The 22885-nt window shown below is 72.4% G+C and carries 19 protein-coding genes; 15 read left to right on the forward strand and 4 right to left on the reverse strand.

The window, feature by feature from the left end; all coding sequences use genetic code 11:
- The first annotated feature begins 17 nt into the window (after nt 1–17).
- From ACFYT4_RS18845 to ACFYT4_RS18860, 4 genes are all read left to right on the forward strand, one after another.
- Nucleotides 18–1379, forward strand: a complete 1362-nt coding sequence (locus ACFYT4_RS18845; RefSeq protein WP_389269803.1) for an NYN domain-containing protein — start codon at nt 18–20, stop codon at nt 1377–1379.
- Between the two features lie 387 nt (nt 1380–1766).
- A complete protein-coding gene (locus ACFYT4_RS18850) occupies nt 1767–2792 on the forward strand; it encodes an NlpC/P60 family protein (RefSeq protein WP_389269805.1) in 1026 nt (341 codons plus the stop codon).
- Between the two features lie 225 nt (nt 2793–3017).
- Nucleotides 3018–4046: an NlpC/P60 family protein gene (locus ACFYT4_RS18855; protein WP_389269807.1), complete on the forward strand. Its 1029-nt coding sequence runs from the start codon at nt 3018–3020 to the stop codon at nt 4044–4046.
- A gap of 28 nt (nt 4047–4074) precedes the next feature.
- A complete protein-coding gene (locus ACFYT4_RS18860) occupies nt 4075–5325 on the forward strand; it encodes a hypothetical protein (RefSeq protein ID WP_389269809.1) in 1251 nt (416 codons plus the stop codon).
- Between the two features lie 260 nt (nt 5326–5585).
- Here the strand turns inward: ACFYT4_RS18860 and ACFYT4_RS18865 are convergent, their stop codons facing one another.
- Complete coding sequence (locus ACFYT4_RS18865) at nt 5586–6914, reverse strand: glycosyltransferase 87 family protein (RefSeq protein ID WP_389269811.1); 1329 nt, start codon at nt 6912–6914, stop codon at nt 5586–5588.
- Nucleotides 6915–7052: 138 nt separating this feature from the next.
- On the opposite strand from ACFYT4_RS18865, the gene ACFYT4_RS18870 reads away from it, so the two are divergent.
- Together ACFYT4_RS18870 and ACFYT4_RS18875 are read left to right on the forward strand one after the other, a co-directional pair.
- Nucleotides 7053–8207 (forward strand): glycosyltransferase family 4 protein, encoded by a 1155-nt coding sequence (locus ACFYT4_RS18870; protein WP_389269813.1) that lies wholly within the window; start codon nt 7053–7055, stop codon nt 8205–8207.
- Nucleotides 8208–8411: 204 nt separating this feature from the next.
- A complete protein-coding gene (locus tag ACFYT4_RS18875; protein WP_389269815.1) occupies nt 8412–10031 on the forward strand; it encodes a GMC oxidoreductase in 1620 nt (539 codons plus the stop codon).
- Nucleotides 10032–10235: 204 nt separating this feature from the next.
- Here ACFYT4_RS18875 and ACFYT4_RS18880 read toward each other — a convergent pair whose 3' ends face one another.
- On the reverse strand, nt 10236–12032 hold the full coding sequence (locus ACFYT4_RS18880; RefSeq protein ID WP_389269817.1) for an AMP-dependent synthetase/ligase: 1797 nt from the start codon (nt 12030–12032) through the stop codon (nt 10236–10238).
- A gap of 301 nt (nt 12033–12333) precedes the next feature.
- On the opposite strand from ACFYT4_RS18880, the gene ACFYT4_RS18885 reads away from it, so the two are divergent.
- From ACFYT4_RS18885 to ACFYT4_RS18910, 6 genes are all read left to right on the forward strand, one after another.
- Complete coding sequence (locus ACFYT4_RS18885) at nt 12334–13122, forward strand: metallophosphoesterase (RefSeq protein WP_389269819.1); 789 nt, start codon at nt 12334–12336, stop codon at nt 13120–13122.
- Between the two features lie 433 nt (nt 13123–13555).
- Nucleotides 13556–14005, forward strand: coding sequence for an SRPBCC family protein (locus tag ACFYT4_RS18890; RefSeq protein ID WP_389269821.1), 450 nt, complete (start codon nt 13556–13558; stop codon nt 14003–14005).
- Nucleotides 14005–15216 (forward strand): ArsA family ATPase, encoded by a 1212-nt coding sequence (locus ACFYT4_RS18895; RefSeq protein WP_389269823.1) that lies wholly within the window; start codon nt 14005–14007, stop codon nt 15214–15216. Before ACFYT4_RS18890 ends, ACFYT4_RS18895 begins: the two co-directional genes overlap by 1 nt.
- Before the next feature lie 76 nt (nt 15217–15292).
- Nucleotides 15293–15769 (forward strand): DUF5304 domain-containing protein, encoded by a 477-nt coding sequence (locus ACFYT4_RS18900; RefSeq protein ID WP_389269825.1) that lies wholly within the window; start codon nt 15293–15295, stop codon nt 15767–15769.
- Between the two features lie 66 nt (nt 15770–15835).
- A complete protein-coding gene (locus tag ACFYT4_RS18905) occupies nt 15836–16777 on the forward strand; it encodes an ROK family glucokinase (RefSeq protein WP_389269827.1) in 942 nt (313 codons plus the stop codon).
- A 763-nt stretch (nt 16778–17540) separates the two neighbouring features.
- Entirely contained in the window at nt 17541–18335 is a 795-nt protein-coding gene (locus ACFYT4_RS18910; RefSeq protein ID WP_389269829.1) for an endonuclease/exonuclease/phosphatase family protein, read from the forward strand.
- Between the two features lie 145 nt (nt 18336–18480).
- On the opposite strand, the gene ACFYT4_RS18915 is transcribed toward ACFYT4_RS18910, so the two are convergent.
- Nucleotides 18481–19065: a hypothetical protein gene (locus ACFYT4_RS18915; protein WP_389269831.1), complete on the reverse strand. Its 585-nt coding sequence runs from the start codon at nt 19063–19065 to the stop codon at nt 18481–18483.
- The gene (locus tag ACFYT4_RS18920) at nt 19058–19837 is read right to left on the reverse strand and encodes an alpha/beta hydrolase (protein WP_389269833.1); all 780 of its coding nucleotides are present in this window, start codon (nt 19835–19837) and stop codon (nt 19058–19060) included. Before ACFYT4_RS18920 ends, ACFYT4_RS18915 begins: the two co-directional genes overlap by 8 nt.
- A gap of 271 nt (nt 19838–20108) precedes the next feature.
- Here ACFYT4_RS18920 and ACFYT4_RS18925 point away from each other — a divergent pair, with 271 nt between their 5' ends.
- The 3 genes from ACFYT4_RS18925 to ACFYT4_RS18935 are packed head-to-tail and all read left to right on the forward strand — an operon-like array spanning nt 20109 to nt 22859.
- Nucleotides 20109–20906 (forward strand): lysophospholipid acyltransferase family protein, encoded by a 798-nt coding sequence (locus tag ACFYT4_RS18925; RefSeq protein ID WP_389269835.1) that lies wholly within the window; start codon nt 20109–20111, stop codon nt 20904–20906.
- 34 nt (nt 20907–20940) lie between these two features.
- Nucleotides 20941–22176 carry a MacS family sensor histidine kinase gene (gene macS, locus ACFYT4_RS18930; protein WP_389269837.1) on the forward strand — a complete coding sequence of 412 codons (1236 nt, stop codon included), beginning with the start codon at nt 20941–20943 and terminating at the stop codon, nt 22174–22176.
- Nucleotides 22173–22859 carry a response regulator gene (locus ACFYT4_RS18935; RefSeq protein WP_389269839.1) on the forward strand — a complete coding sequence of 229 codons (687 nt, stop codon included), beginning with the start codon at nt 22173–22175 and terminating at the stop codon, nt 22857–22859. The genes macS and ACFYT4_RS18935 overlap by 4 nt, the downstream gene beginning before the upstream one ends.
- Nucleotides 22860–22885: the final 26 nt, after the last annotated feature.

Here is a 22885-nt window from a genome sequence, read left to right on the forward strand (position 1 = left end):
TAGTGGGGTGACGGATCGTGGAGCAGCCTGACAGCGGCGCCGAGCCGGCCGGTGCGGCCGGTGACGCCGCAGAGGCGCTCGACCGGCCGTTGCCGGAGGGCGTGCGCAGGCGGGTCGTCGGCCTGGTCGCCGACGCCTTCGGCAGCCTCGTGGTCGCCGAACTCCCCGCCCAGCTGCGGCAGTACGCCCGCTTCACCCCCTCCCGCCGGGCCAAGCTCGCGGGCAACGCGATGGCCGCGGCGCTGGAGAGCGATCCGGTCTTCCGGCAGCGGATCGCCGACCGGCTCGCCAAGGCGCAGCCCGAGCTGTGCGCGGCCCTGACGGCCGGATCGCCGCCCGCCGCGGCCGATCCCCTCGATGTGGCGGCGGCCGCCTATGTCCTGCGCCCGACCGGATGGGTGAAACTGGTCGCCGCCGCGGGCGAGGAGGCCCTGCGCGCCGACGCCGAACGCGCCGACGAGGCGGGGCGGCGCGAGCTGGAGCGGCTGCGCGACGCGCTGGCCGAGGCGCGCGGGCTCACCAAGAGCGAGACGGAGCGGCTGCGCACCGAGCTGGAGACGGCCCGCAAGGAAGCCGAATCGCTTCGCCGCAAGCTCCGCAGTGCCCAGAGCGACATCAAGCGCGGCGAGGCCGCCCTGCGCCGGGCGAACGCCGAGATCGAGACCGTACGGTCGGAGGCCGCGGGCCAGCTCTCCGCGGCCGAGAGCGAGACCCGTCGGCTCAAGGCACGCCTCGGCGAGGCGGAGGCGGCCGTCGAGGCGGGCCGCCGGGCCACCCGCGAGGGCCGCTCGATCGAGGACATGCGGCTGCGGCTGCTGCTGGACACCGTACTGGACGCCGCCCAGGGGCTCCGCCGTGAACTGGCGCTGCCACCCGCGTCGGTCCACCCCGGGGACACGGTCGACGCGGTGGCGCCCGGCCGCATGTCGCCCAAGGACATCGCCGCCCGAGCGCTCTCCGAGACCGACCCGGCCCTGCTGGACCAGCTGCTCGCGCTGCCGCAGGTCCATCTGGTGGTCGACGGCTACAACGTCACCAAGACCGGCTATCCGACGATGCCCCTGGAGAAGCAGCGGCTGCGGCTGCTGGGCGGGCTCTCGGTGCTGGCCGCGCAGACCGGGGCCGAGATCACCTGCGTCTTCGACGGGGCCGAACTGGCCGCGCCCGTACTGCTGGCACCGCCGCGCGGGGTGCGGGTGCTCTTCTCCAAGCCGGGCGTGACGGCGGACGAACTGATCCGCCAGCTCGTGCGCGCGGAGCCGCCGGGCCGGCCCGTGGTGGTGGTCTCCACCGACCGCGAGGTCGCCGACGGCGTGGCCAAGGCCGGTGCCAGGCCCGTCGCTTCCGCCCTGCTGCTGCGGCGGCTCTCGCGCGTCTGACGGCCCGCGTACGCGGCTCCTTCCGCGCCCCTGCCTCCCGTTCCGGTCAAACAATCGGAACAATGGCCAAATTGCCGCTGAATTTCCCGAATTGGCGTTCGGCGTAACGGAACAGTGTGTCAATTACTCATCACTACGGGTGTGATGTGGGTAAAGAATCCGGTCTGCCGACGAGATTTTTCCCACGAAGATTTGAAGTGATCACAAGAAGGTCACTAGGGTCAGGCGTCGAACCTTCGCGCGGTTGATCGCCCATCCGGGGCGACAGCGAAGGAACCGCCGAGTCCGTGTGCGCCGGCCTGTTCCCGGGGGAGCCGTCCGCGCGGAGCCGGGGATACGGATGTCCCCCTTCCCGGCTGGCGGCAGAGGGAGAAGGAGCCCGCCTTCGTGGCGTCTCACCGTCGTGCCAAGCAGCCGGGCCGCACCCGAGTGACCGTGCTCACCGCGACCGCAGCCGCAGCTGTCGCCCTGACCTCGCAGGCCGCCCAGGCAGCTCCGCAGCCGAGCAAGAACGAGGTCAAGGAGAAGGTCGACAAGCTCTACGAAGAGGCCGAGAAGGCAACCGAGAAGTACAACGGCGCCAAGGAGCAGCAGACCAGGCTCCAGAAGGAGGTCGACGCCCTCCAGGACAAGGTCGCCCGTGGCCAGGACGAGCTGAACACCCTGCGCGACAACCTCGGTACGGTCGCCAGCGCCCAGTACCGCTCCGGCGGCATGGACCCGGCCATCCAGCTCTTCCTCTCCTCCGACCCGGACACCTACCTCGACCAGGCGTCCGCGCTGGACCAGCTCGGTTCCAAGCAGACCGAGGCGCTCACGGAGATCCAGTCCAAGCAGCGCACCCTGGCGCAGCAGCGCAAGGAGGCCCAGGCGAAGCTCGCCGACCTCGCCGACACGCGCGAGCAACTCGGCACCAAGAAGCGCGAGGTGCAGACGAAACTCGCCTCCGCGCAGAAGCTGCTGAACTCCCTGAGCGCCAAGGAGCGCGCCTCCCTCAAGAAGGACGAGAGCCGCGCCAACCGGGCCAGCGCCCGTGCGGACCTCGGCAAGGCCGTGCCCGCCTCCCAGCGCGCCGCCGCCGCCTTCGCCGCGGGCCAGAGCAAGATCGGCTCGCCGTATGTGTACGGTGCCTCCGGCCCCAACTCCTTCGACTGCTCCGGCTTCACGTCCTGGGCCTTCGCGCAGGCCGGGGTCGGCATCCCGCGCACCTCGCAGGCGCAGGCGAACGCCGGCACCCGCATCTACTCCCAGAGCCAGCTCAAGCAGGGCGATCTGGTGATCTTCTACGGCGACCAGCACCACGTCGGCTTCTACGCCGGAAACGGCCAGGTCCTCCACGCGCCGCGCACCGGCACCGTCGTGCGCTACGAGTCGATCAACAACATGCCGTTCCAGTTCGGCGTCCGCATCTGACGCCTCCGGGCCCGGCCGCCGAGCCGGGCCCGGCGCGAGGGCGCGGGCGAGGCGCCCGAACGAGCGAATTCCCGCGCGGTGCGCGGACACTCCGCCCCGTCGGTGACCTGTGGGTCTCCCGGCGGGGCGTCGTCGTGTGCGCCCGGCGGGGTCTTTGGCCGCGCTGTGGTCGCCGGGCTACTGTCTGCCGCGCAATGTCCCCGTACGCGGAAGGGAGCGCGGCCCGTGGTGTCCCATCGACGGTCCTCACAGCCAGGTCTCACCCACGGTGCCCGGGTCACCGTCCTGTCCGCCGCCGTGGCGACGGCCGCCGCGGCGTTCGCAGGCGCACCGGCCCTGGCCGACCCGCACGGCTCGCCGGAAGCGGCGCGGGCCCGGGTGGACCGGCTGTTCGAGGAGGCCGAGCGGGCCACCGAGCGCTTCAACCGGGCCGGTGAGCGGACCGAGCGGCTGCGTGAGCAGGTCGCCGCGGCCCAGGACGGCGTCGCCCGCGGCCAGGAGCGCATCAACCGCATGCGCGGCACCCTCGGTTCGGTGGCCGGTACGCAGTACCGGTCCGGCGGCATGGACCCCGCGCTGTCCCTGCTGCTCTCCTCCGACCCCGAGAGCTATCTGGAGAAGGCCGAGCTGCTGGACCGGATCAGCGAACGCCAGGCCGTCACGCTCCGGGACTTCCGGCACACCCAGCGCCGGCTCCGCCAGGAACGCGCGGAGGCCGGGCGCCGTCTCGCCGAACTGGAACGCAGCCGCAGCGCCGTCGCCCGCCACAAACGCACCGTCGAGGGCAAACTCGCCCAGGCCCAGCGGCTGCTGAACTCCCTTCCGCCGGGCGCGCGCGCCGACTACGGCCGGGCCTCCCGCTCCGATGGCGAGACCGTGCCCGGTCTGTCCGGCGACGCGCCCGCCTCCGCCCGTGCCGCAGCCGCGGCCATGGCGGCCCGCGGCGCCGTCGGCCGCCCCTACATCTGGGGCGCCAACGGGCCCTCCGGCTTCGACTGCTCCGGACTGACCCAGTGGTCGTACGCCCAGGCCGGCGTCGCCCTCCCGCGCACCTCGCAGGCGCAGCGGTACGCGGGCCGCCGGATCCCGCTCTCCCAGGCACGCCCCGGAGATCTGGTGGCCTACCGCGACGACGCCAGTCATATCGGGATGTACATGGGCAACGGGCAGGTCGTCCACGCGCCCTATCCCGGCGCCTCGGTGCGCTACGACCCTGTCGGGATGATGCCCGTCTCCTCGGTCACCCGGGTCTGAGCGGGGTTCCGTTCCGTACGATCGGCGGATGGCAGGACACAGGCGGCGGGGTGCGCCGCACCGGACGGTACGGACGGCGGCGGGGCTCGGCCTCGCCGCGGCCCTGCTGGCCCCGGCTCTCCTGACCGGCTGCACGTCAGGGCCGAAGGCGTCCGAGCACACCGTGGACGCCGTCCAGCAGGCGCTGGACGCCCGCGCGGCCGCCGTGCTCGCCCGGGACGAGAACGCCTATCTCGCCGCGCTCGCGCCCGAGCTCGCCGAACTGCGGGCCGACGAGCGCCGCCAGTTCCGCAATCTCGCGGATGTGCCGTTCGGCTCCTGGGAGTACCGGGTCGGCAAGGTGGAGCGCGACGGCCCCAAGGCCGTCGCCGAGGCGCACCTCCGGTACCGATTCGCCGGGTACGACATCGCGCCGGTGGCCGTGCCCCGGGTCCTGGAACTGGGGCTGCGCGACGGCCGCTGGTACGTGACCGCCGACCGGCCCGGCAAGGGCGCGGCCGAGCAGCTCTGGGAGCAGGGCGATGTCTCCGTCGTACGCGGCCACCGCAGCCTGGTCCTCGCCGTGGACCAGGAGCCCGCCCGGCTCAGGGCCCTCGCCGCCACCGCCGACCGGGCCGTGCCCGCGGTCTCCGCCTCCTGGCGCAGCCCCTGGGCCCAGCGGGTCGTCGTCCTCGTCCCCGGCTCCGTGGACGCGATGGGGGCGCTGCTGGGCACCCCGTCGGCGGGCTACCGGGGCATCGCCGCGGTCACCACTGGCGAGACCGGTACGACGGCGGCGGTGCCCGCGGACCGGGTGATCGTGAACCCCTCGGCGTACGGGCTGCTGGGCGACTTCGGCCGGAACGTCGTCCTCACGCACGAGACCACGCATGTCGCCACCCGTGCGTACACCTCGCCCGCCACCCCGATGTGGCTCTCCGAGGGCTTCGCCGACTGGGTCGCCTACCGTGGCACCGCCCGTACCGCAGGCCAGAACGCGCCCGAGCTCCAGCGGGCCGTCCGCGAGGGCGAGCTGCCCGCGGGACTGCCCTCCGACGAGGACTTCTCCTTCGGGGGCGACGCGGACGCGCTGGCGCGGGCGTACGAGGGCGGCTGGCTCGCGTGCGATCTGATCGCGGAGCGGTGGGGGGAGGAGAAGCTGACCGAGCTCTACCGCGAGGTGGGCAGCGGGAAGCGCCGGGGATCGGCGCTGCGGAAGGCGATGTCGGACATTCTTTCCACGACTCCGGAGGACTTCACGGCGCGGTGGCGCGATCATCTGCGGGCGCGGTTGGGGTGAGTGCGGGGCGGGCGGGCGCGCCCGCCTGTCCGCTTCGGCGGGTCTTCGCGCCCGCCGGTTTCCGTGCCTGCGGGTTTCCGTGCCCGTGGGTCTTCGCGCCTGCACGGTCTTCGTGCCTGCGGATCTTCGCGCTCGCCGGTTTCCGTGCCTGCGGGTTTCCGTGCCCGTGGGTCGTCGTGCTCGGGGCTCGGGGGTGTCCGCAAGCGCCGGACGGGCCGGGGCCGTCCACGGGGCTCCGCGCTCGTGGCCGGGGGACGCGCTCAGGCGCCGGACCGGCCGGAACCGTCCGCCTGGTGCCGGATCCGCCGGTCGGGCTCGCAGGCGCGGGGGGCGACGGCCACGCCGGCCGGCGTCCGGGACGCGGGGCCCGGAGCGGAGTCCCCGGCGGAGTCCGCGCCCGAGGGAAGATCCGCGCGGACCGTCGTACGCCACAGCCTCGCGCAGGCCACCACCGTCGCCGCCACCAGCAGCCCGTTGCGCACCAACAGCAACGACACCCCCAGCGCGTCGCTCGACACCACATGCGCGAACCAGACGGGGAACCCCAGAACCGTCACCCCGGCCGCCGCGAGGACCAGCCAGGACGGCAGGGCCATCCGGCTGGCGCGGAAGGCCAGGCAGACAGCGGCCAGGCCGACGAGCCACAGCACATACTGCGGACTGATGACCCGGCTCGTCGTCGTGAAGAGCAGCACCGCCGCGAACGCCGCGTCGTACGGTGTCCCCGGCCCGAACTCCCGTACGCACACCCGCCACACCACCAGCCAGCCGAGCGCCGCCACCGCCAGCAGAAGCGCGAGTGTCGAGACCAGGGACACATGGGGGCCGAGGAACTCGACGGAGCCGTAGTTGAGCGCGACGTCGCCCTCCCAGCCGAAGTGGCGGGCCACATGGAAGACCAGCGCGCCCAGCGACTCGACCTCGGTGCCCCGGTCGCGCTGGTGGGTGAGAAAGCCGAGGGCGCCCGGCATCGTCACGACGAAGGCCAGCGTCAGACCGGCAGCCACCGCGGCCGCCGTGCCCCACGCGCGCCGGGTGGCCCGTCCGCGCGGCACCCCCACGAGCAGCAGCACCGGCCAGACCTTGAGCAGCGCGCCGAAGGCGGCCAGCGCCCCGAGGACCCGTGGCCGCCGCACGCCCGCCAGCAGCGCGGCGACCGCGACCGCCGTGACCATCAGGTCGTAGCGGGCGTACGCGGTGGGCCCGAGCAGCGGTACGCCCCAGGTCCACACCCAGGCCCCCCGCCGGGACGCCCCGCCCCGCCCGCCCGCGTGCAGCAGCATGCCGAGCACCGCGGCGTCGCAGACCAGCGCGAGGACGAAGAACGCGGAGGCGTAGCCGAGGAAGGGCAGCACCGCGGGGGAGAGGATCGCCAGGGCCGCGGCGGGCGGGTACTGCCAGGTCACATCGTCCAGGGGAAACGTTCCGGTCCGCAGGACCTCGTACCACCCCCGGTAGATCACCGACACATCGGCGGTGACGTCCGGCCCAGGGAAAACGACGATCTTGAAGACGAAGAGCAGCAGCGCCGTCCTGGTGAGGAGCCACACCGCGAGGATCCGCCGTGTACCGATGCTTCTGTCCACCATGGGCCCCTCATCCATTTCATACCTATTTGTGAAGTGCCCATGATGCAGGGCGCGGAGGTGTCCGGCCGGGAAGGCGAGGCCGGGCCGCGTCCGCCCGGCTTCGGCGGCTCCCCGGGATTTCGGTACTGTCGGCCCACGATGCACAAGACCCTGATCGTGACCAACGACTTTCCGCCCCGGCCCGGTGGCATCCAGGCGTACCTCCACAACATGGCGCTGCGGCTGGACCCGGACCGGCTCGTCGTCTACGCCTCCACCTGGAAGCGCGGGCGCGAGGGCGCCGAGGCCACCGCCGCCTTCGACGCCGAGCAGCCGTTCACCGTCGTACGGGACCGTACGACGATGCTGCTGCCCACCCCCGGGGTCACCCGCAGGGCCACCGCCCTGCTGCGTGAACACGGCTGCGAGTCGGTCTGGTTCGGTGCCGCAGCGCCCCTCGGGCTGATGGCTCCCGCCCTGCGCCGGGCCGGTGCGCGGCGGCTCGTCGCCACCTCGCACGGCCATGAGGCGGGCTGGGCCCAGCTGCCCGCCTCCCGGCGGCTGCTGCGCCGGATCGGCGAGGGCACGGACACGATCACGTATCTGGGGGAGTACACCCGGTCCCGTATCGCCGCCGCGCTGACCCCGGACGCGGCGGCGCGCATGATCCAGCTGCCGCCGGGGGTGGACGAGAAGACGTTCCACCCGGACTCGGGCGGTCACGCCGTACGGGAGAGGCTCGGGCTCAGCGACCGGCCCGTCGTCGTCTGCGTCTCGCGGCTGGTGCCCCGCAAGGGCCAGGACACCCTGATCCTGGCGATGCCCGCGATCCTCGCGAAGATCCCGGACGCCGTCCTGCTGATCGTCGGCGGCGGACCGTACGAACAGGACCTGCGCAGGCTGGCGGACGAGAAAGGGGTCGCGGGCTCGGTCCGCTTCACCGGGCCGGTCCCCTGGGCCGAGCTGCCCGCGCACTACGGCGCCGGTGATGTGTTCGCCATGCCCTGCCGTACCCGCAGGGGCGGTCTGGACGTCGAGGGTCTCGGGATCGTGTACCTGGAGGCGTCGGCGACCGGGCTGCCCGTCGTCGCGGGCGACTCCGGCGGCGCGCCCGACGCCGTGCTCGACGGGGAGACCGGCTGGGTGGTCCGCGGCGGCACCGATCCCGAGCGGGTGGGGGAGTCCGCCGAGCGGATCGTGGCGCTGCTCCGGGATCCGGAGCTGCGACGGAGGATGGGCGGGCGGGGCCGGCGGTGGGTCGAGGACACCTGGCGCTGGGACCTGCTGGCGGAGCGGGCGCGTGTGCTTCTGTGAGCCGCGGCGGGACCGCTCGCGGGCAGGGGCGGCGCGGCCCGGGAGCGGTGCGGGGTCTCCGGAAGCGGTGCGGGCCCGGGAGCGGTGGCCGGGCGGTCCGGCGCCTGACACGTCGGCGGGCCGTGTCCGCGATGTATTGACGGTTCATCAGATTCTGTTCCCTCAGGTCTGGGCATCGCACCGGATCTCGCTCACGATCGGCCTATGACTCCACAACTGACGCGCCGTCACATGCTGGGAGCGGCAGCTCTCCAGACCGCCGCCGTCCTCGGATTCACCCGTATCGGCCTCTCCTCGGCCGCCGCCGTAGAGCCACCCGCCACCGACAACGCCCCCGCCGTCGTCATCGGCTCCGGATACGGCGCCGCCGTGGCCGCGCTCCGGCTCGGCCTCGCGGGCGTCCGCACGATCGTCCTGGAGATGGGCCGGCTCTGGGACACCCCGGGCCCGGACGGGAAGATCTTCTGCGCCACCACGGCTCCCGACCAGCGCTCCATGTGGTTCCGCACCCGCACCGAGGCCCCGATCGGCCAGTTCCTCTGGCTCGATGTGGTCAACCGGAACATCACTCCGTATCCGGGAGTCCTCGACCGGGTCGGCTACGGCGACATGTCCGTCTACGTCGGCCGCGGGGTCGGCGGCGGTTCGCTGGTCAACGGGGGCATGGCGGTCACCCCGCCCCGCGCGTACTTCTCCGAGGTCCTCCCGGAGGTCGACGCCGAAGGGATGTACGGCACCTACTTCCCGCGCGCCCGGGGGATGCTGGGCGTCAACGACATCGACCCGGCGTGGTTCGAGTCCACCGAGTGGTACCGCTTCTCCAGGATCTCCCGCAAACACGCGCACAACGCCGGGCTGCGAACCGTCTTCGTGCCCAACGTCTACGACTTCGACTACATGCGGCGCGAGGCCGCGGGGCAGGTCACCAGGTCGGCGCTGGCCGGGGAGGTCATCTACGGCAACAACCACGGGAAGCGCAGCCTCGACAAGACGTATCTCGCCGCCGCGCTCGCCACCGGCCGGGTCACCATCGAGACGATGAGCCGGGCCAGGGCGATCCGCAGGGACACCGGCGGCGGTTACGTCCTCACCGTCGACCGCTCGGACATCACCGGACGGGTCACCGGAACCCGGGAGATCGGCTGCACCCGGCTCTTCCTGGGCGCGGGCAGCCTCGGCACCACCGAACTCCTGCTGCGCGCCCGGGAGACGGGGGCTCTGCCCGACCTCAGTGCCGAGGTCGGCCGGGGCTGGGGACACAACGGCAATGTGATGACCGCCCGCGCCAACCACCTCTGGGACACGGTCGGCGCGAACCAGGCGACCATGCCCGCGATGGGCATCGACGACTGGGCCAACCCCGCCAACCCCGTCTTCGCGGAGATCGCGCCCCTGCCGATGGGCATGGAGCACTGGATCAGCCTCTATCTGGCGATCACCAAGAACCCGGAGCGCGGCACGTTCTCCTACGACGCGGCGACCGACTCGGCCCGGCTGAACTGGACCCGGTCGCAGAACCAGCCCTCGGTCAACGCCGCCAAGTCGCTGTTCGACCGGATCAACCGGGCCAACACCACGATCTACCGCTACGACCTCTTCGGCGGCAACCGGACCTTCGCCGACGACTTCACCTACCACCCGCTCGGCGGCTGTGTCCTCGGCCGGGCCACCGACGGCTACGGCCGCGCCAAGGGGTACGGCGGTCTGTACGTGGTGGACGGCTCGCTGGTGCCCGGTTCGATCGGCGTCAATCCGTTCGTCACCATCACCGCGCTCGCCGAGCGCAATATGGAACGGATCATCCAGCAGGACATCACGGCCTGAGACGGCGCCGGGATCCGGGGGACCCGTCCCGCAGGGGGGGCGGGTCCCGCTCCCGGGGCCGCGTTCCCGGACCCCGATATCAGGTCCGTCCTCAAGCCCGTTCTCAGGTTTCGAGTGGTTCCGATCCGGTCCAACAGGTCCAACCGGTCCGACTGCGGCTCCCGATCCGAGGGCCCGGTCCGAACTCCCGGCCGCAGAAGCGCCCTAAGCGCGGTAGATCGCCTCGATCTCGTCCGCGAAGTCCTTGGCGACCACATTCCGCTTGAGCTTCAGCGAGGGGGTGATATGACCGGCCTCCTCCGTGAACCCCGTGCCCAGGACGCGGAACTTCCGTACCGATTCCGCCTTGGACACAGCCGCATTGCCGTCGTCGACCGCCCGCTGGATCTCGGCCTGCAACTGCGGGTCATCACGCAGCGAGGCCGCCGTGGAACCGGCGGGCTTGCCGTGCTCCGCGGCCCACCGCCCGAGGAACTCCTCGTCCAGGGTGATCAGCGCGCCCACGAAGGGCCGCCCGTCGCCCACCACCATGCACTCCGCGACCAGCGCGTGCGCGCGGATACGGTCCTCGATCACCGCGGGAGCGACGTTCTTGCCGCCCGCGGTGACCAGGATCTCCTTCTTGCGGCCCGTGATGGTGAGATAGCCGTCCTCGTCGAGGGTGCCGATGTCGCCCGTGTGGAACCAGCCGTCCTTCAGCGCCTCCGCCGTCGCGGCCTCGTTGTTCCAGTAGCCGGAGAACAGATGGTCGCCGTGCAGCAGCACCTCGCCGTCGTCCGCGATCCGCACCACCGTGCCCGGCATCGGCTGCCCGACCGTGCCGATCTTCTGCCGGTCCCAGGGGTTGAAGGAGGTCGCGGCACAGGTCTCCGTGAGGCCGTACCCCTCCAGCACGGTGAAACCGATGCCCCGGAAGAAGTGCCCCAGCCGCTCGCCCAGCGGCGCTCCGCCGGAGATCGCGTACTCCCCGCGCCCGCCCAGCACGGCGCGCAGCTTGCCGTAGACCAGCCTGTCGAACACCTTGTGCCCCAGCCGCAGTCCCAGCGACGGGCCCCGGGGGGTGTCCAGCGCCCGGCTGTAGTCGATCGCGGTCTGCGCGGCCCTGTCGAAGATCCTGCCCTTGCCGTCGGCCTGCGCCTTGGAACGCGCCCCGTTGTACACCTTCTCGAAGACGCGCGGCACCCCGAGGATCAGCGTCGGGCGGAAGGAGGCCAGTTCCTCGGTGAGTTGCCTGACGTCGGAGACGCAGCCGAGTTTGATCGGCGCCATCACGGCCGCCACCTCGACCAGCCGGCCGAAGACATGCGCGGCGGGCAGGAAGAGCAGCACGGAGCAGTCGCTCGTACGGAAGAGGGGCTTGAGGCGCTCGACCGCGTTCCCGCACTCCGCGAAGAAGCTGCGGTGGGTCAGCACACAGCCCTTGGGACGGCCGGTGGTCCCCGAGGTGTAGACGATCGTCGCCGGGTCGTCCGCCTTGGCCTTCGCGCTGCGCTCGTCCACGGTCTCGTCCGGGACTCCGACGCCCGCCGCGACCAGCGCCTCCACTCCGCCCGCGTCGATCTGCCAGATCTCGCGCAGCAGCGGCAGCCGGTCCCGTACGGACTCCACGGCGGCGACGTGCGCCTCGTTCTCCACGATCACCGCGACCGAGCCCGAGTCCTCCAGGATCCAGGACACCTGCTCGGGCGAACTGGTCTCGTAAACGGGGACGGTCACCGCCCCCGCGCTCCAGATCGCGAAGTCCAGCAGCACCCACTCGTAGCGCGTACGGGACATCAGGGCCACCCGGTCACCGGGGTTGACGCCCGCGGCGATCAGACCCCTGGCCGCCGACCGCACCTCCGCGAGGAACTGCCTGGCGCTCACATCGGCCCAGGCGCCCGCGACCTTCCGGCTCATCACCGCGACCTCGGGATGCTGAGCGGCGTTGCGGCGGATGAGATCGGTCAGATTGCCGTCGGCGGGGACCTCGTACAGGGCCGGAAGGCTGAACTCGCGCAAGACTGCTGCTCCTCATCGGGCGCCGGCGCCACGGCTCCGTGTGCCGCGCCGACTGCGGTCCATGATCGGGCAGGGTGCTCCGGGGGTGAGCACGGCTGGACTGCCCGGACGTTACCCACCAGTAGTCGGTTACGGATAGGGGGTTCCGGCCAGATGTTCCCCGCGTCACACATACCGTCATACGTATACGGCCGTGCGTGGCGCAGAGTAGTCCCACGGTAGTCCACCCACGCGGCGCCCGGAAGCATGACCGGTCCGTCCCCTCTGTCCAGCCACGACGGCCGCGCCTAGGGTGATCGTCATGGGAGGCATGCGGGTGAAGACGCGGGTGAACGTGGTCAGCGACGTACACGGCAACGCCAAGGATCTCGCCATCGCGGGCGACGGCGCGGACGCGCTGATCTGCCTCGGCGATCTGGTCCTGTTCCTCGACTACGCGGACCACTCGCGCGGGATCTTCCCCGATCTCTTCGGTGTCGAGAACGCCGACCTGATCGTGGGGCTGCGCACGGACCGCCGCTTCGACGCGGCCCGGGAGCTCGGCCGCAGGCTCTGGGCCGAACTGGACGTGGACCGCGAGACCGCCATCGAATCGGCCGTCAGGCGCCAGTACGCCGAACTGTTCGCGGCCTTTCCCACCCCGACGTACGCGACCTACGGCAACGTCGACATCCCCGCCCTGTGGCCCGAGTACGCGCGCCCCGGCGTCACCGTGCTCGACGGCGAGCGGGCCGAGATCGGCGGACGGGTCTTCGGCTTCGTCGGCGGGGGACTGCGCACCGCGATGCGCACGCCGTACGAGATCTCCGACGAGGAGTACGCGGCCAAGGTCGAGGCGCTCGGCGAGGTCGACGTCCTCTGCTCCCACATCCCGCCCGAGGTGCCCGAGCTGACCTATGACACGGTCGCCCGGCGCTTCGAGCGGGGCAGCCCCGCCCTGCTGGACGCGATCCGCCGGACCCGGCCCCGGTACGCCCTCTTCGGTCATGTGCACCAGCCGCTCGTCGCGCGCATGAGGGTGGGTGCGACGGAGTGCGTGAACGTCGGGCACTTCGCGTCGACCGGGCGCCCCTGGACGCTGGAGTGGTGAGCCCCGGCGGCCCGGCCCGCGAGCGCCCGTGACCCGGGCCGCGGGCCGCGCCGGGCCACCGGCGGTGACCACCGGGACCGTTGGGGTCGCCGGGACCTTCGGAACCACCGGCCGGGATCGCCGGACCACCGGCCGGTGACCACCGGGACCGAGGCCGGCCCCGGCCGGGACGACCGCGGACTCGGCGGGTGACCGCACGGGCCGGGGGAACCACCGGCCGGTGACGGCGACGGTGACGGCGGAGACCGTGACCGTTGTGACAGGGACCGTGGCCGGGACCGCGGTGGCCGGGACCGCCGACCGTCACCGCCCGGCCCCGGCCGGTGAGCGGCCGTCCGCCGCCCGCACCGCGGACCGTGAGCCCCCTCACTCGCGATAGCCTTCACAGCACACATTCACCCCGGTCGGTACCGCACTGTGAGGAGCCGCAGCGATGGCGGAACACACCAGCTCGAGCATCACCATCGAGGCGGCACCGGCCGAAGTCATGGGAGTGATCTCCGACTTCGACCGCTATCCCGACTGGACCGGTGAGGTCAAGCAGGCCGAGGTCGTCTCCCGCGACGGCGAGGGCCGCGCGGAGCAGGTCCGGCTCGTCCTCGACGCCGGCGCGATCAAGGACGACCACACCCTCGCGTACACCTGGAACGGCGAGAACCAGGTCAGCTGGACCCTGGTGAAGTCCCAGATGCTGCGCGCCATCGACGGCTCGTACACCCTCCGGCCGGTCGGCGGCGGAGACCGCACCGAGGTCACCTACCAGCTGACCGTCGACGTCAAGATCCCCATGCTCGGGATGATCAAGCGCAAGGCCGAGAAGGTCATCATCGACCGTGCCCTGGACGGTCTGAAGAAGCGCGTCGAGAGCGGACACCAGGTCTGATGCGCAGGGTCCTCGTCACCGGCCTCGGCGGCGCGGGCCGTACGACGATCGCCGCGGCGACCGCGCTCGCCGCCGCCGGACGCGGCCGGCGCGCGCTCTTCCTGTCCACCGCGCCCGGCGAGATCCTCGGGACGCCGCTTCCGGCGGAGCCCGTGGAGATCACCGGCGGCCTGTGGGCGGCCCGTATCGACACCGCGGCCGACTTCCGGGCCGAGTTCCTCTCCCTCCAGGAGCGCGGCGCGAGCGCGCTCGACCTCCTCGGGGCGGCCCGGCTCACCGGCGAGGAACTGACCGAACTGCCCGGCAGCGAACAGTTCGCCCTGCTCAGAGCGTTGACCACCGTCACAGCGGGTGACTGGGACGTGGTCGTGGTGGACATGCCCCCGCTCCGCGAGACGATCGCCCTCCTCGCTCTGCCCGAGCAGCTCCGCCGCTATCTCCGCCGGCTGCTCCCGCCCGAACGGCAGGCCGCCCGCGCCCTGCGCCCGGTCCTCGCCCAGCTCGCCGGGGTCCCGATGCCCGCGCAGTGGCTGTACGAGACCACCGCCCGCTGGGACGCGGAACTCGCCGCCGTCCAGGCCCTGATCGAGTCCCCCGACACCACCCTGCGTCTGGTCGCCGAGCCCGGCCCGGCCGCCGCCGACGCCCTGCGCACCGCCCGCCCGGGGCTCGCCCTGCACGGCCTGCGCGTCGACACCCTCGTCGCCAACCGTGTCCTGCCCCGCCACTCCCCCGACCTCTGGCTCGCCGGCCTCGCCTCCCAGCAGGAGAAATGCCTGCACGAGTGGGCCGCGGAGTGGGTGCCGGGCTCCTCGCTCCGTGAGATCGCCCACGCCGGACGCGACCCCCGGGGCCCCGCCGACCTCGCCCTTCTCGGCACCGCCGCCCCGGCCGCCGGCCCCGAGGACGGCGTGCTCGCCACGGGACTCGACCGGCCCGGCAGCGGACAGGCGACCCAGGACGCCATCGAGGACCGCCGCGAGGACGACGGCATCCTGCTGTGGACGATCCCGCTGCCCGGAGCCGTCAAGGACGACCTGGGACTCGTCCGCCGCGGCGACGAACTGCTCCTCACCGTCGGCCCGTTCCGCAGGATCGTTCCCCTGCCGTCCGTGCTCCGCCGCTGCACCGTCTCCGGCGCGGCCCTCGCGGACGGGAACCTCACGGTCCGCTTCACTCCCGACCCCGAGCTGTGGCCGCGCGGACGCTGAACGGCGCGCGTCCGTTCGGGTAACGTCGAGCGTACGAGAGCCACTGCCGACCAACGCCCTTGTGCAGGAGTACGCCATGAGCGATGCCACCGAGCGTCCCGACGCCGACGCGTGGGCCGACGCGTGCGCCGAGGACCTCGCGGAGGAGAAGGCCCGCCGCCGCGCCCAGTACGGACCGCCGCCCGGCTCGGCCTCCGAGGAACTGCGGAAGCTGTTCGGCGCGGTCGCCGACAAGGTCTCCGAGTTCCAGGGCTCCCTGCCGGGGATCGCCGCCCAGAGCGCCGTCCAGCAACTGGTCAATCAGGCGAAGTCCGCCGTCGAGCCGGTCATCGAACGCAACCCCCGGGTCTTCGACCACCTCGCCGCGGCGGGCGGCGAACTCCTCGCCGCGTACCGCTCGGCCGTCGAGGGCCAGGAGGGCCGCTGGACCCGGGGTCCCTCGTCCCCGTCCTCCCCCTCTCCGTCCGCTTCTTCCCCGTCCTCTTCGCCGAAGGACGCCGACCACCCCCGTGACCAGGACTCCGGTCCCGGCGAGCAGATTGATCTCGACTGACCGGTTGAGCACGCTCCCTCCGGTACGGTTGGCCCCAGCGGGGTTCGACCGAAATCTGAGGGACACATGGGACTCACCATCGGCGTCGACATCGGCGGTACGAAGATCGCGGCGGGCGTGGTCGACGAAGAGGGCAGCATCCTCGAAACACACACGGTGCCTACCCCATCGACCCCCGGCGGCATCATCGAGGCGATCTGCTCGGCCGTCGGCGGAGCCGGCAAGGGGCACGACATCGAGGCCGTCGGCATCGGCGCGGCGGGATACGTCGACGACAAGCGCGCCACCGTCCTGTTCGCACCGAACATCGACTGGCGCCACGAGCCGCTGAAGGACAAGGTCGAGCAGCGCGTCGGCCTCCCCGTCGTCGTCGAGAACGACGCGAACGCGGCGGCCTGGGGCGAGTACCGCTTCGGCGCGGGCCAGGGCCACCACGACGTCATCTGCATCACCCTCGGCACCGGGCTCGGCGGCGGGATCATCATCGGCAACAAGCTGCGCCGGGGACGCTTCGGTGTGGCGGCTGAATTCGGCCACATCCGGGTGGTGCCGGACGGTCTGCTCTGCGGCTGCGGCAACCAGGGCTGCTGGGAGCAGTACGCCTCCGGCCGCGCCCTCGTCCGTTACGCCCGCCAGCGCGCCAACGCCACCCCCGAGAACGCCCGGATCCTCCTCAGCCTCGGCGACGGCACCCTCGACGGCATCCAGGGCAAGCACATCAGCGCCGCGGCCCGCCAGGGCGACCCGGTCGCCGTCGACTCCTTCCGCGAACTCGCCCGGTGGGCCGGAGCCGGCCTCGCGGACCTCGCCTCCCTCTTCGACCCCTCCGCCTTCATCGTCGGCGGCGGCGTCTCCGACGAGGGCGAACTGGTCCTCGACCCCATCCGCAAGTCCTTCCGCCGCTGGCTCATCGGCGCCCAGTGGCGCCCCCACGCCCAGGTCCTCGCCGCCCAACTGGGCAACAAGGCCGGCCTCGTGGGCGCGGCGGACCTCGCCCGCCAGGGTTAGGGCGGTTCTGACGGGCTCGCGTGCCCTGGCACCGCGCCTCTCCCCCTGTAGCCCTGCGGGCACGGGTGGTGCCCCCTGCGTTGCCGTCGGTCGCCGGTGGCCCCCTGTGCCCTGCGGGCACGGGGGTACCCCCACCGCGGTGGCCACGGCACCGGACCCCGCTCCCTGACCCGGCCTGATCCATCAGAAAAGCCCAAGCCCCTCTCACCCCCTCAAGCGCCCGGCGACCTGCCCCACTCCAGCTCGCCGGCGCTTGAACCGCCCGGAACTGTTCAGCCTCGCCAGCGGGGTGGTCCCCGCTCGCGTTCCTGGGGCGGCGGTTCGGGATTGTTCAGCCTCGCGGGCTGGGTGGTCCCCACTCGTGGTTCTGGTCGGCGGTTCGGGATTGTTCAGCCTCGCCGGCGTTTGAGGCGCGGGGTCCGGGGTGGAGCCCCGGCAGGGACCCGCGCCTCGCGGGCGGGGTCGTCCCTACTGGCATTCCTGGTCGGCGGTCCAGAATTGTTCAGCCTCGCGGGTGGGGCCGTCTCCACTGGCGTTCCTGGGTCGGCGGTTCGGGATTGTTCAGCCTCGCCGGCGTTTGAGGCGCGGGGTCCGGGGTGGAGCCCCGGCAAGGACCCGCGCCTCGCGGCCCGGCTCACGGGCAGCCTCCGCAGCCCCCGGAGGGAACCCGCGGACCGGCTCACGGGCAGCCTCCGCAGCCCCCGGAGGGAACCCGCGGACAAACCTCACGCCCGGCCCCCTGCCCGAACCGTAAGGTACCCGCATGCCGACCCCGCTCCCTCCCTCCCGTACCGACCGCGACGGCTCCGCGCTCATCCGCGTGCTCAGCTACAACATCCGCTCCCTCCGGGACGACGAGGACGCCCTCGCCCGTGTCATCCGCGCCTGCGAGCCCGACCTCGTCTTCGCCCAGGAGGCCCCCCGCTTCTTCCGCTGGCGCAAACACGCCGCACGCCTCGCCGCCAAGACCGACCTGGTCGTCCTGTCCGGCGGGGCGACCGCGTCGGGCCCCCTCCTGCTGTCCTCACTGCGCGCGACCGTCGAGAGGACGGAGGATGTGCTCCTGCCGCTGACCCCGGGCCACCACCGCCGGGGCTTCGCGACCGCGGTCGTTCGTTTCGGGGGCGCCCGCGTCGGAGTGCTCAGCTGTCATCTGAGCCTGGACGCGGAGGAGCGTTACCCGCAGTCCGGGCTGCTCCTCGACCGCCTCGCGGCCATGGACGCGCCGTACACCATCGCGGCCGGGGACCTCAACGAGCCGCCCACCGGCCGGAGTTTCCGGCGGATCGCCTCCGGGCTCCAGGACTGCTGGACGGCCGCGCCCTGGGGCGGCGAACACACCTTTCCGCACGTCGGCCCGGACCGCCGGATCGACGCGGTCTTCGCGAGCAGGGGCGTCGAGGTCCTGGGCTGCGGTGTGCCGTCGGGCCTCCCGGGTGTCACACCGGAAGACCTCAGCGCGGCCACCGACCATCTCCCGGTCCTGGCCGCGCTCAAGATCCCCGCGCTGAAGGTGCCCGCGCCCGGAGCCCGGCGATCTGAGACCCCGGCGATCTGAGGCCCCGTCGGCCCGAGGTCCCGCGCCCCGGCACGCCGCCGGACCTCACGGGCCCGCGGTACTCCCGTTCCGGCCCGCAGAACGGGACCCGGTCGCGCGGAGCCGTACCAGCCCGGCGGACCCCGCCCCGGCCCGCGGCCCCGCCTCAGACCACCGCGCCCCGCCCCGGATCGTCGTCCTCCTCGTCGTCGCCGTGCGCCATCCTGGCGACCAGCGTCGCGAAGCCGCCGAGGAAGCCGCCCACGCACAACGTGGTCAGCCACCAGGTCATCTCCCACTGCAACAGCACGGAGACCAGCATCATCACCGGCCCGCCGACCACCGCGAGCCAGGCGAACTTGGCCGTGACATCCGCCTCCGGCAGCGGTGGCGGCTCCGGCGGTACGAAGTGCCCCTCGTCGCTCTCGTCCAGGTCGTCGTCCTTGGGCTCGGCGACCGAATAGTCCCGGGGCCCCCCGCCGCCGACACCGGGCGCGAAGACGACCGAGCTGCCGAGCGCGGGCCCGTCCGCGCCGGAGCCGGCATCGCCGTCCGCGTCCGAACCGGGCTTCCGCTCACCCGGCTTCTCATTGACATCGCCTTCGAGCAGGGCGAGATCCTCCACCGACTTGAACGGCTTGGCACCGGGCGGATCCGCCGGCTCGGCGCCGTACCCCGCGACGATGGCGGCCCAGGCGGCCTCTTCGTCGATGGGCTGCGGCTCGGGGTCCGCGTCGTGCTGCTCAGCCACCGGTCGTGCTCCCTTTCTTCTCCGTACTCGGAGCGAGCCGGCCGATCAGCGCGTAACTCTCCTCGAAAATCCGGTCCGCGTCATGGTCCAACGTCGCCACGTGGTAGCTCTGTTCCAGCAGGATCTCGGTGACGTCGGTGGAGGAGACCCGGCTGAGGATCCGCGCCGAGTCGACCGGCCTGACCACATGGTCGCGCGGACTGTGCAGCAACACCATCGGCTGCGTGACCTGGGGCAGCTCGCCGTCGACGAGCCGCAGGAAATTCCGCAGGGAGCACGCCGCGTGCAGCGGAACGCGGTCGTAGCCCACCTCCACCACGCCCTCCTTGGCGATGTCGCTGGCGACCCCGGGCGTCGTCCGTACGAGATGGCGCACCACGGGGAGCACGTACGCCGACAGGCCGTGCAGCTTGTTCACGGGGTTGACGACGACGATGCCGCTGATCGCGTCGCCGTGCTTCGCCGCGAGCCGCAGGGTGAGCGCCCCGCCCATCGAGAGCCCGAAGACGAAGACCCGGCGGCAGCGCGCGCGCAGCTCGCGCAGTTCGCGGTCCACCTCCGCGTACCAGTCCTGCCAGCCGGTGAGCTGCATGTCCTGCCAGCGGGTGCCGTGGCCCGGGAGCAGCGGCAGCGAGACCGTCAGCCCGCGCTCCGCCAGATACTCGGCCCAGGGGCGCAGCGACTGCGGTGAACCGGTGAATCCGTGACAGAGAAGGACGCCGACCTCTCCGCCCTCGTGGCGGTACGGCTCGGCTCCGGGAAGGACCGGCACCGGGGTCTCCTTTCAGGGGGCTCGGGCCCACGCCGAGACCGGGACGCGGCAGCCCGTGGCGGGCGGCAGTGCGCGGCTCGGAAGTGGTACCTCACGGTACGCGACGGCACTGACACCGACCAGGTCCGCCGCCCTCTGCATGCCCCTGTCATGGCCGTCCCACGGCCGCCGTAGCCCGTACGCGGCGACGGGTCACGGCACCGGCCCGGTACGGGGACCCGGGGCCCACCTCGGGTTAAGGTCTGAACGACAGCAACAGGAGGCACGTGAGTTGATCTACGGCGCAATGAAGTTCTCCCTCGGAGGCGGCCTGAAGCTTGCCTTCAGGCCCTGGGTGGAGGGGCTGGAGAACATCCCAGCGGACGGGCCGGCGATCCTCGCGAGCAACCATCTGTCCTTCTCCGACTCGTTTTTCCTCCCCGCCGTCCTGGACCGCAAGGTCACCTTCATCGCCAAGGCGGAGTACTTCACCTCGCCGGGAGTCAAGGGCAGGCTCACCGCCGCCTTCTTCAAGGGCGTCGGCCAGCTTCCGGTGGACCGCTCCGGCGTGCGGGGAGCGGGCGAGGCGGCGATCAGGGCCGGAATCGAGGTGCTGGAGCAGGGCGGGCTGTTCGGCATCTACCCGGAGGGCACCCGATCCCCGGACGGCCGTCTCTACCGGGGCAAGCCCGGCGGCCTCGCGCGCGTGGCCCTCGCCACCGGCGCACCCGTCGTCCCGGTCGCGATGATCGACACCGAGAAGATCCAGCCGCCCGGCAAGGTCGTCCCCAAGCTGATGCGCCCGGGCATCCGGATCGGCGAGCCGCTGGACTTCAGCCGCTACCGGGGCCTGGAGGGGGATCGTTTCATCCTGCGTTCGGTGACCGACGAGGTCATGTACGAGATCATGAAGCTCTCCGGACAGGAGTACGTCGACATCTACGCGACGGCGGCCAAGCGGCAGATCGCCGAGCAGCGGAAGTCGGCCGCCGGAACGGCGGAAGGCACCGGGGTACCGGCGGTGGAGGGCGACGGCACCGCGCGGTCGGCGCAGGGCGGCACGGCACGGACGGGCGACAAGGGCGCGTAGCGCGCGGCCCGGCGCGGGGGAGTGGGGGTGGGGCATGGCCAGGCGTGAGCGAGTCGTGCGGATGTCGGTGGAGCTGCCGCTGTGGCGCGCGCTCGCCGGCTACCGCGTACTGACCATGACGTACGCGGTGCTGATCTTCGTCTTCAGCCGCGACACCTTCGAGCGCCCCTGGGTGGCGGCCGGCTTTCTCACCGTGATGTCCGTGTGGACCCTGGCCACCCTCCCCAGGGTGCTGAGCGCCAACCGCTGCACCAAGCCGTTCCTCGCCGCCGATCTGACGATCGCGCTCACCGGTATCGTGCTCACCCCGTTCGCCGACGCCCAGGCACGGCAGATCGACGGCCCCACACTGCCCTCGATATGGACGGCGGGCGCCGTCCTCGCGTTCGCGCTCAAGGGCGGCTGGCGCTGGGCCGGTTTCGCGTCCTCCCTGGTCGCCGTCGCCAATATCGTCGAGCGCGGCACTCCGAGCCGGGACACCCTGCACAATGTGCTGCTCGTCTGGGTCGCCTCCATCGCCATCGGCTACGTCGTCGAGGTCGCCCGCGCCTCCGAGCGGACCCTCGCCCGCGCCCTGGAGATCGAGGCGGCGACCCGTGAGCGGGAGCGTCTCGCCCGTGACATCCACGACAGCGTCCTCCAGGTCCTCGCGATGGTGCAGCGGCGCGGCACGGCGATCGGCGGCGAGGCCGCCGAGCTGGGGCGGATGGCGGGGGAGCAGGAGATCGCGCTGCGCACCCTGGTCTCCAGCGGCCTGGTGCCCACCACCCGTACCTCCGAGGACGCCTCGATGGGCGCGGTGGTCCGTACGGTCGAGGACGACGAGCCGGCCGCCGCGGACGGGGAGTGCGATCTGCGGTCGCTGCTCGCCCACCACAGCGGGCCGAAGGTGACGTTCTCGGAGCCGGGAGCGCCGGTGATGCTCCCGGCCGCGGCGGCCACCGAGCTGGCCGCCGCTGTCAGTGCCGCACTGGACAATGTCGAGCAGCACGCGGGGGAGGACGCCCACAGCTGGATCCTGGTCGAGGACTGGACCGACGAGGTGATCGTCACGGTCCGGGACGACGGCCCCGGGATCCCGGAGGGGCGTCTCGCGCGGGCGGAGGGGGAGGGCCGCCTCGGTGTTTCCCTCTCGATCCGCGGCCGGCTGCGGGATCTGGGCGGCACCGCCGAGCTGATCTCGGTGCCGGGGCAGGGCACCGAGGTCGAATTGAAGGTTCCGAGGGCCGCGAAGGCTCCGAAGACTCCCCGGGGGAAGGACAGGACATGACCGAGCAGGAGAACCAGCCGACGAGGGTGATGGTCGTCGACGACCATCCGATGTGGCGGGACGCGGTCGCGCGTGATCTGACCGCCGCCGGTTTCGACGTGGTGGCGACGGCGGGCGACGGCCAGCAGGCCGTCCGCCGGGCCAAGGCCGTCGTGCCCGATGTCCTGGTCCTCGATCTGAACCTGCCGGAGAAGCCGGGCGTCCAGGTCTGCAAGGAACTGGTCGGCACCCTGCCCGGACTGCGGGTCCTGGTCCTGTCCGCCAGCGGTGAGCACGCCGATGTGCTGGAGGCGGTGAAGTCCGGCGCGACCGGCTATCTCCTCAAGTCGGCGAGTACGGACGAGCTGACCGACGCCGTGCGCAGGACGGCCGCCGGCGATCCCGTGTTCACTCCCGGCCTCGCCGGACTGGTGCTCGGCGAGTACCGCAGGCTCGCCACCGACCCCGCGCCCGCGGCCGGGACCGACGAGCCCAAGGCGCCCCGGCTCACCGACCGCGAGACCGAGGTGCTGCGGCTGGTCGCCAAGGGGCTGTCGTACAAGCAGATCGCCGAGCGGCTCGTCATCTCCCACCGCACCGTCCAGAACCATGTGCAGAACACCCTCGGCAAGCTTCAACTGCACAACCGCGTGGAGCTGGTGCGCTATGCGATAGAGCGCGGGCTCGACGACTCCGACGCCTGAGGCGTACGCCCCCGGGGTACGGGCCG

The organism is Streptomyces sp. NPDC004609, assembly GCF_042873655.1.
Lineage (GTDB): Bacteria > Actinomycetota > Actinomycetes > Streptomycetales > Streptomycetaceae > Streptomyces.

What these genes read in the sequence shown, in the direction of transcription:
- ACFYT4_RS18860 (WP_389269809.1), top strand. Translation starts at nt 4,075, where the DNA reads ATGGCAGGACACAGGCGGCGGGGTGCGCCGCACCGGACGGTACGGACG.
- ACFYT4_RS18885 (WP_389269819.1), top strand. Translation starts at nt 12,334, where the DNA reads ATGGGAGGCATGCGGGTGAAGACGCGGGTGAACGTGGTCAGCGACGTA.
- ACFYT4_RS18870 (WP_389269813.1), top strand. Translation starts at nt 7,053, where the DNA reads ATGCACAAGACCCTGATCGTGACCAACGACTTTCCGCCCCGGCCCGGT.
- ACFYT4_RS18895 (WP_389269823.1), top strand. Translation starts at nt 14,005, where the DNA reads ATGCGCAGGGTCCTCGTCACCGGCCTCGGCGGCGCGGGCCGTACGACG.
- ACFYT4_RS18905 (WP_389269827.1), top strand. Translation starts at nt 15,836, where the DNA reads ATGGGACTCACCATCGGCGTCGACATCGGCGGTACGAAGATCGCGGCG.
- ACFYT4_RS18935 (WP_389269839.1), top strand. Translation starts at nt 22,173, where the DNA reads ATGACCGAGCAGGAGAACCAGCCGACGAGGGTGATGGTCGTCGACGAC.
- ACFYT4_RS18875 (WP_389269815.1), top strand. Translation starts at nt 8,412, where the DNA reads ATGACTCCACAACTGACGCGCCGTCACATGCTGGGAGCGGCAGCTCTC.
- ACFYT4_RS18900 (WP_389269825.1), top strand. Translation starts at nt 15,293, where the DNA reads ATGAGCGATGCCACCGAGCGTCCCGACGCCGACGCGTGGGCCGACGCG.
- ACFYT4_RS18865 (WP_389269811.1), bottom strand. Translation starts at nt 6,914, where the DNA reads ATGGTGGACAGAAGCATCGGTACACGGCGGATCCTCGCGGTGTGGCTC.
- ACFYT4_RS18890 (WP_389269821.1), top strand. Translation starts at nt 13,556, where the DNA reads ATGGCGGAACACACCAGCTCGAGCATCACCATCGAGGCGGCACCGGCC.
- ACFYT4_RS18910 (WP_389269829.1), top strand. Translation starts at nt 17,541, where the DNA reads ATGCCGACCCCGCTCCCTCCCTCCCGTACCGACCGCGACGGCTCCGCG.
- macS (WP_389269837.1), top strand. Translation starts at nt 20,941, where the DNA reads ATGGCCAGGCGTGAGCGAGTCGTGCGGATGTCGGTGGAGCTGCCGCTG.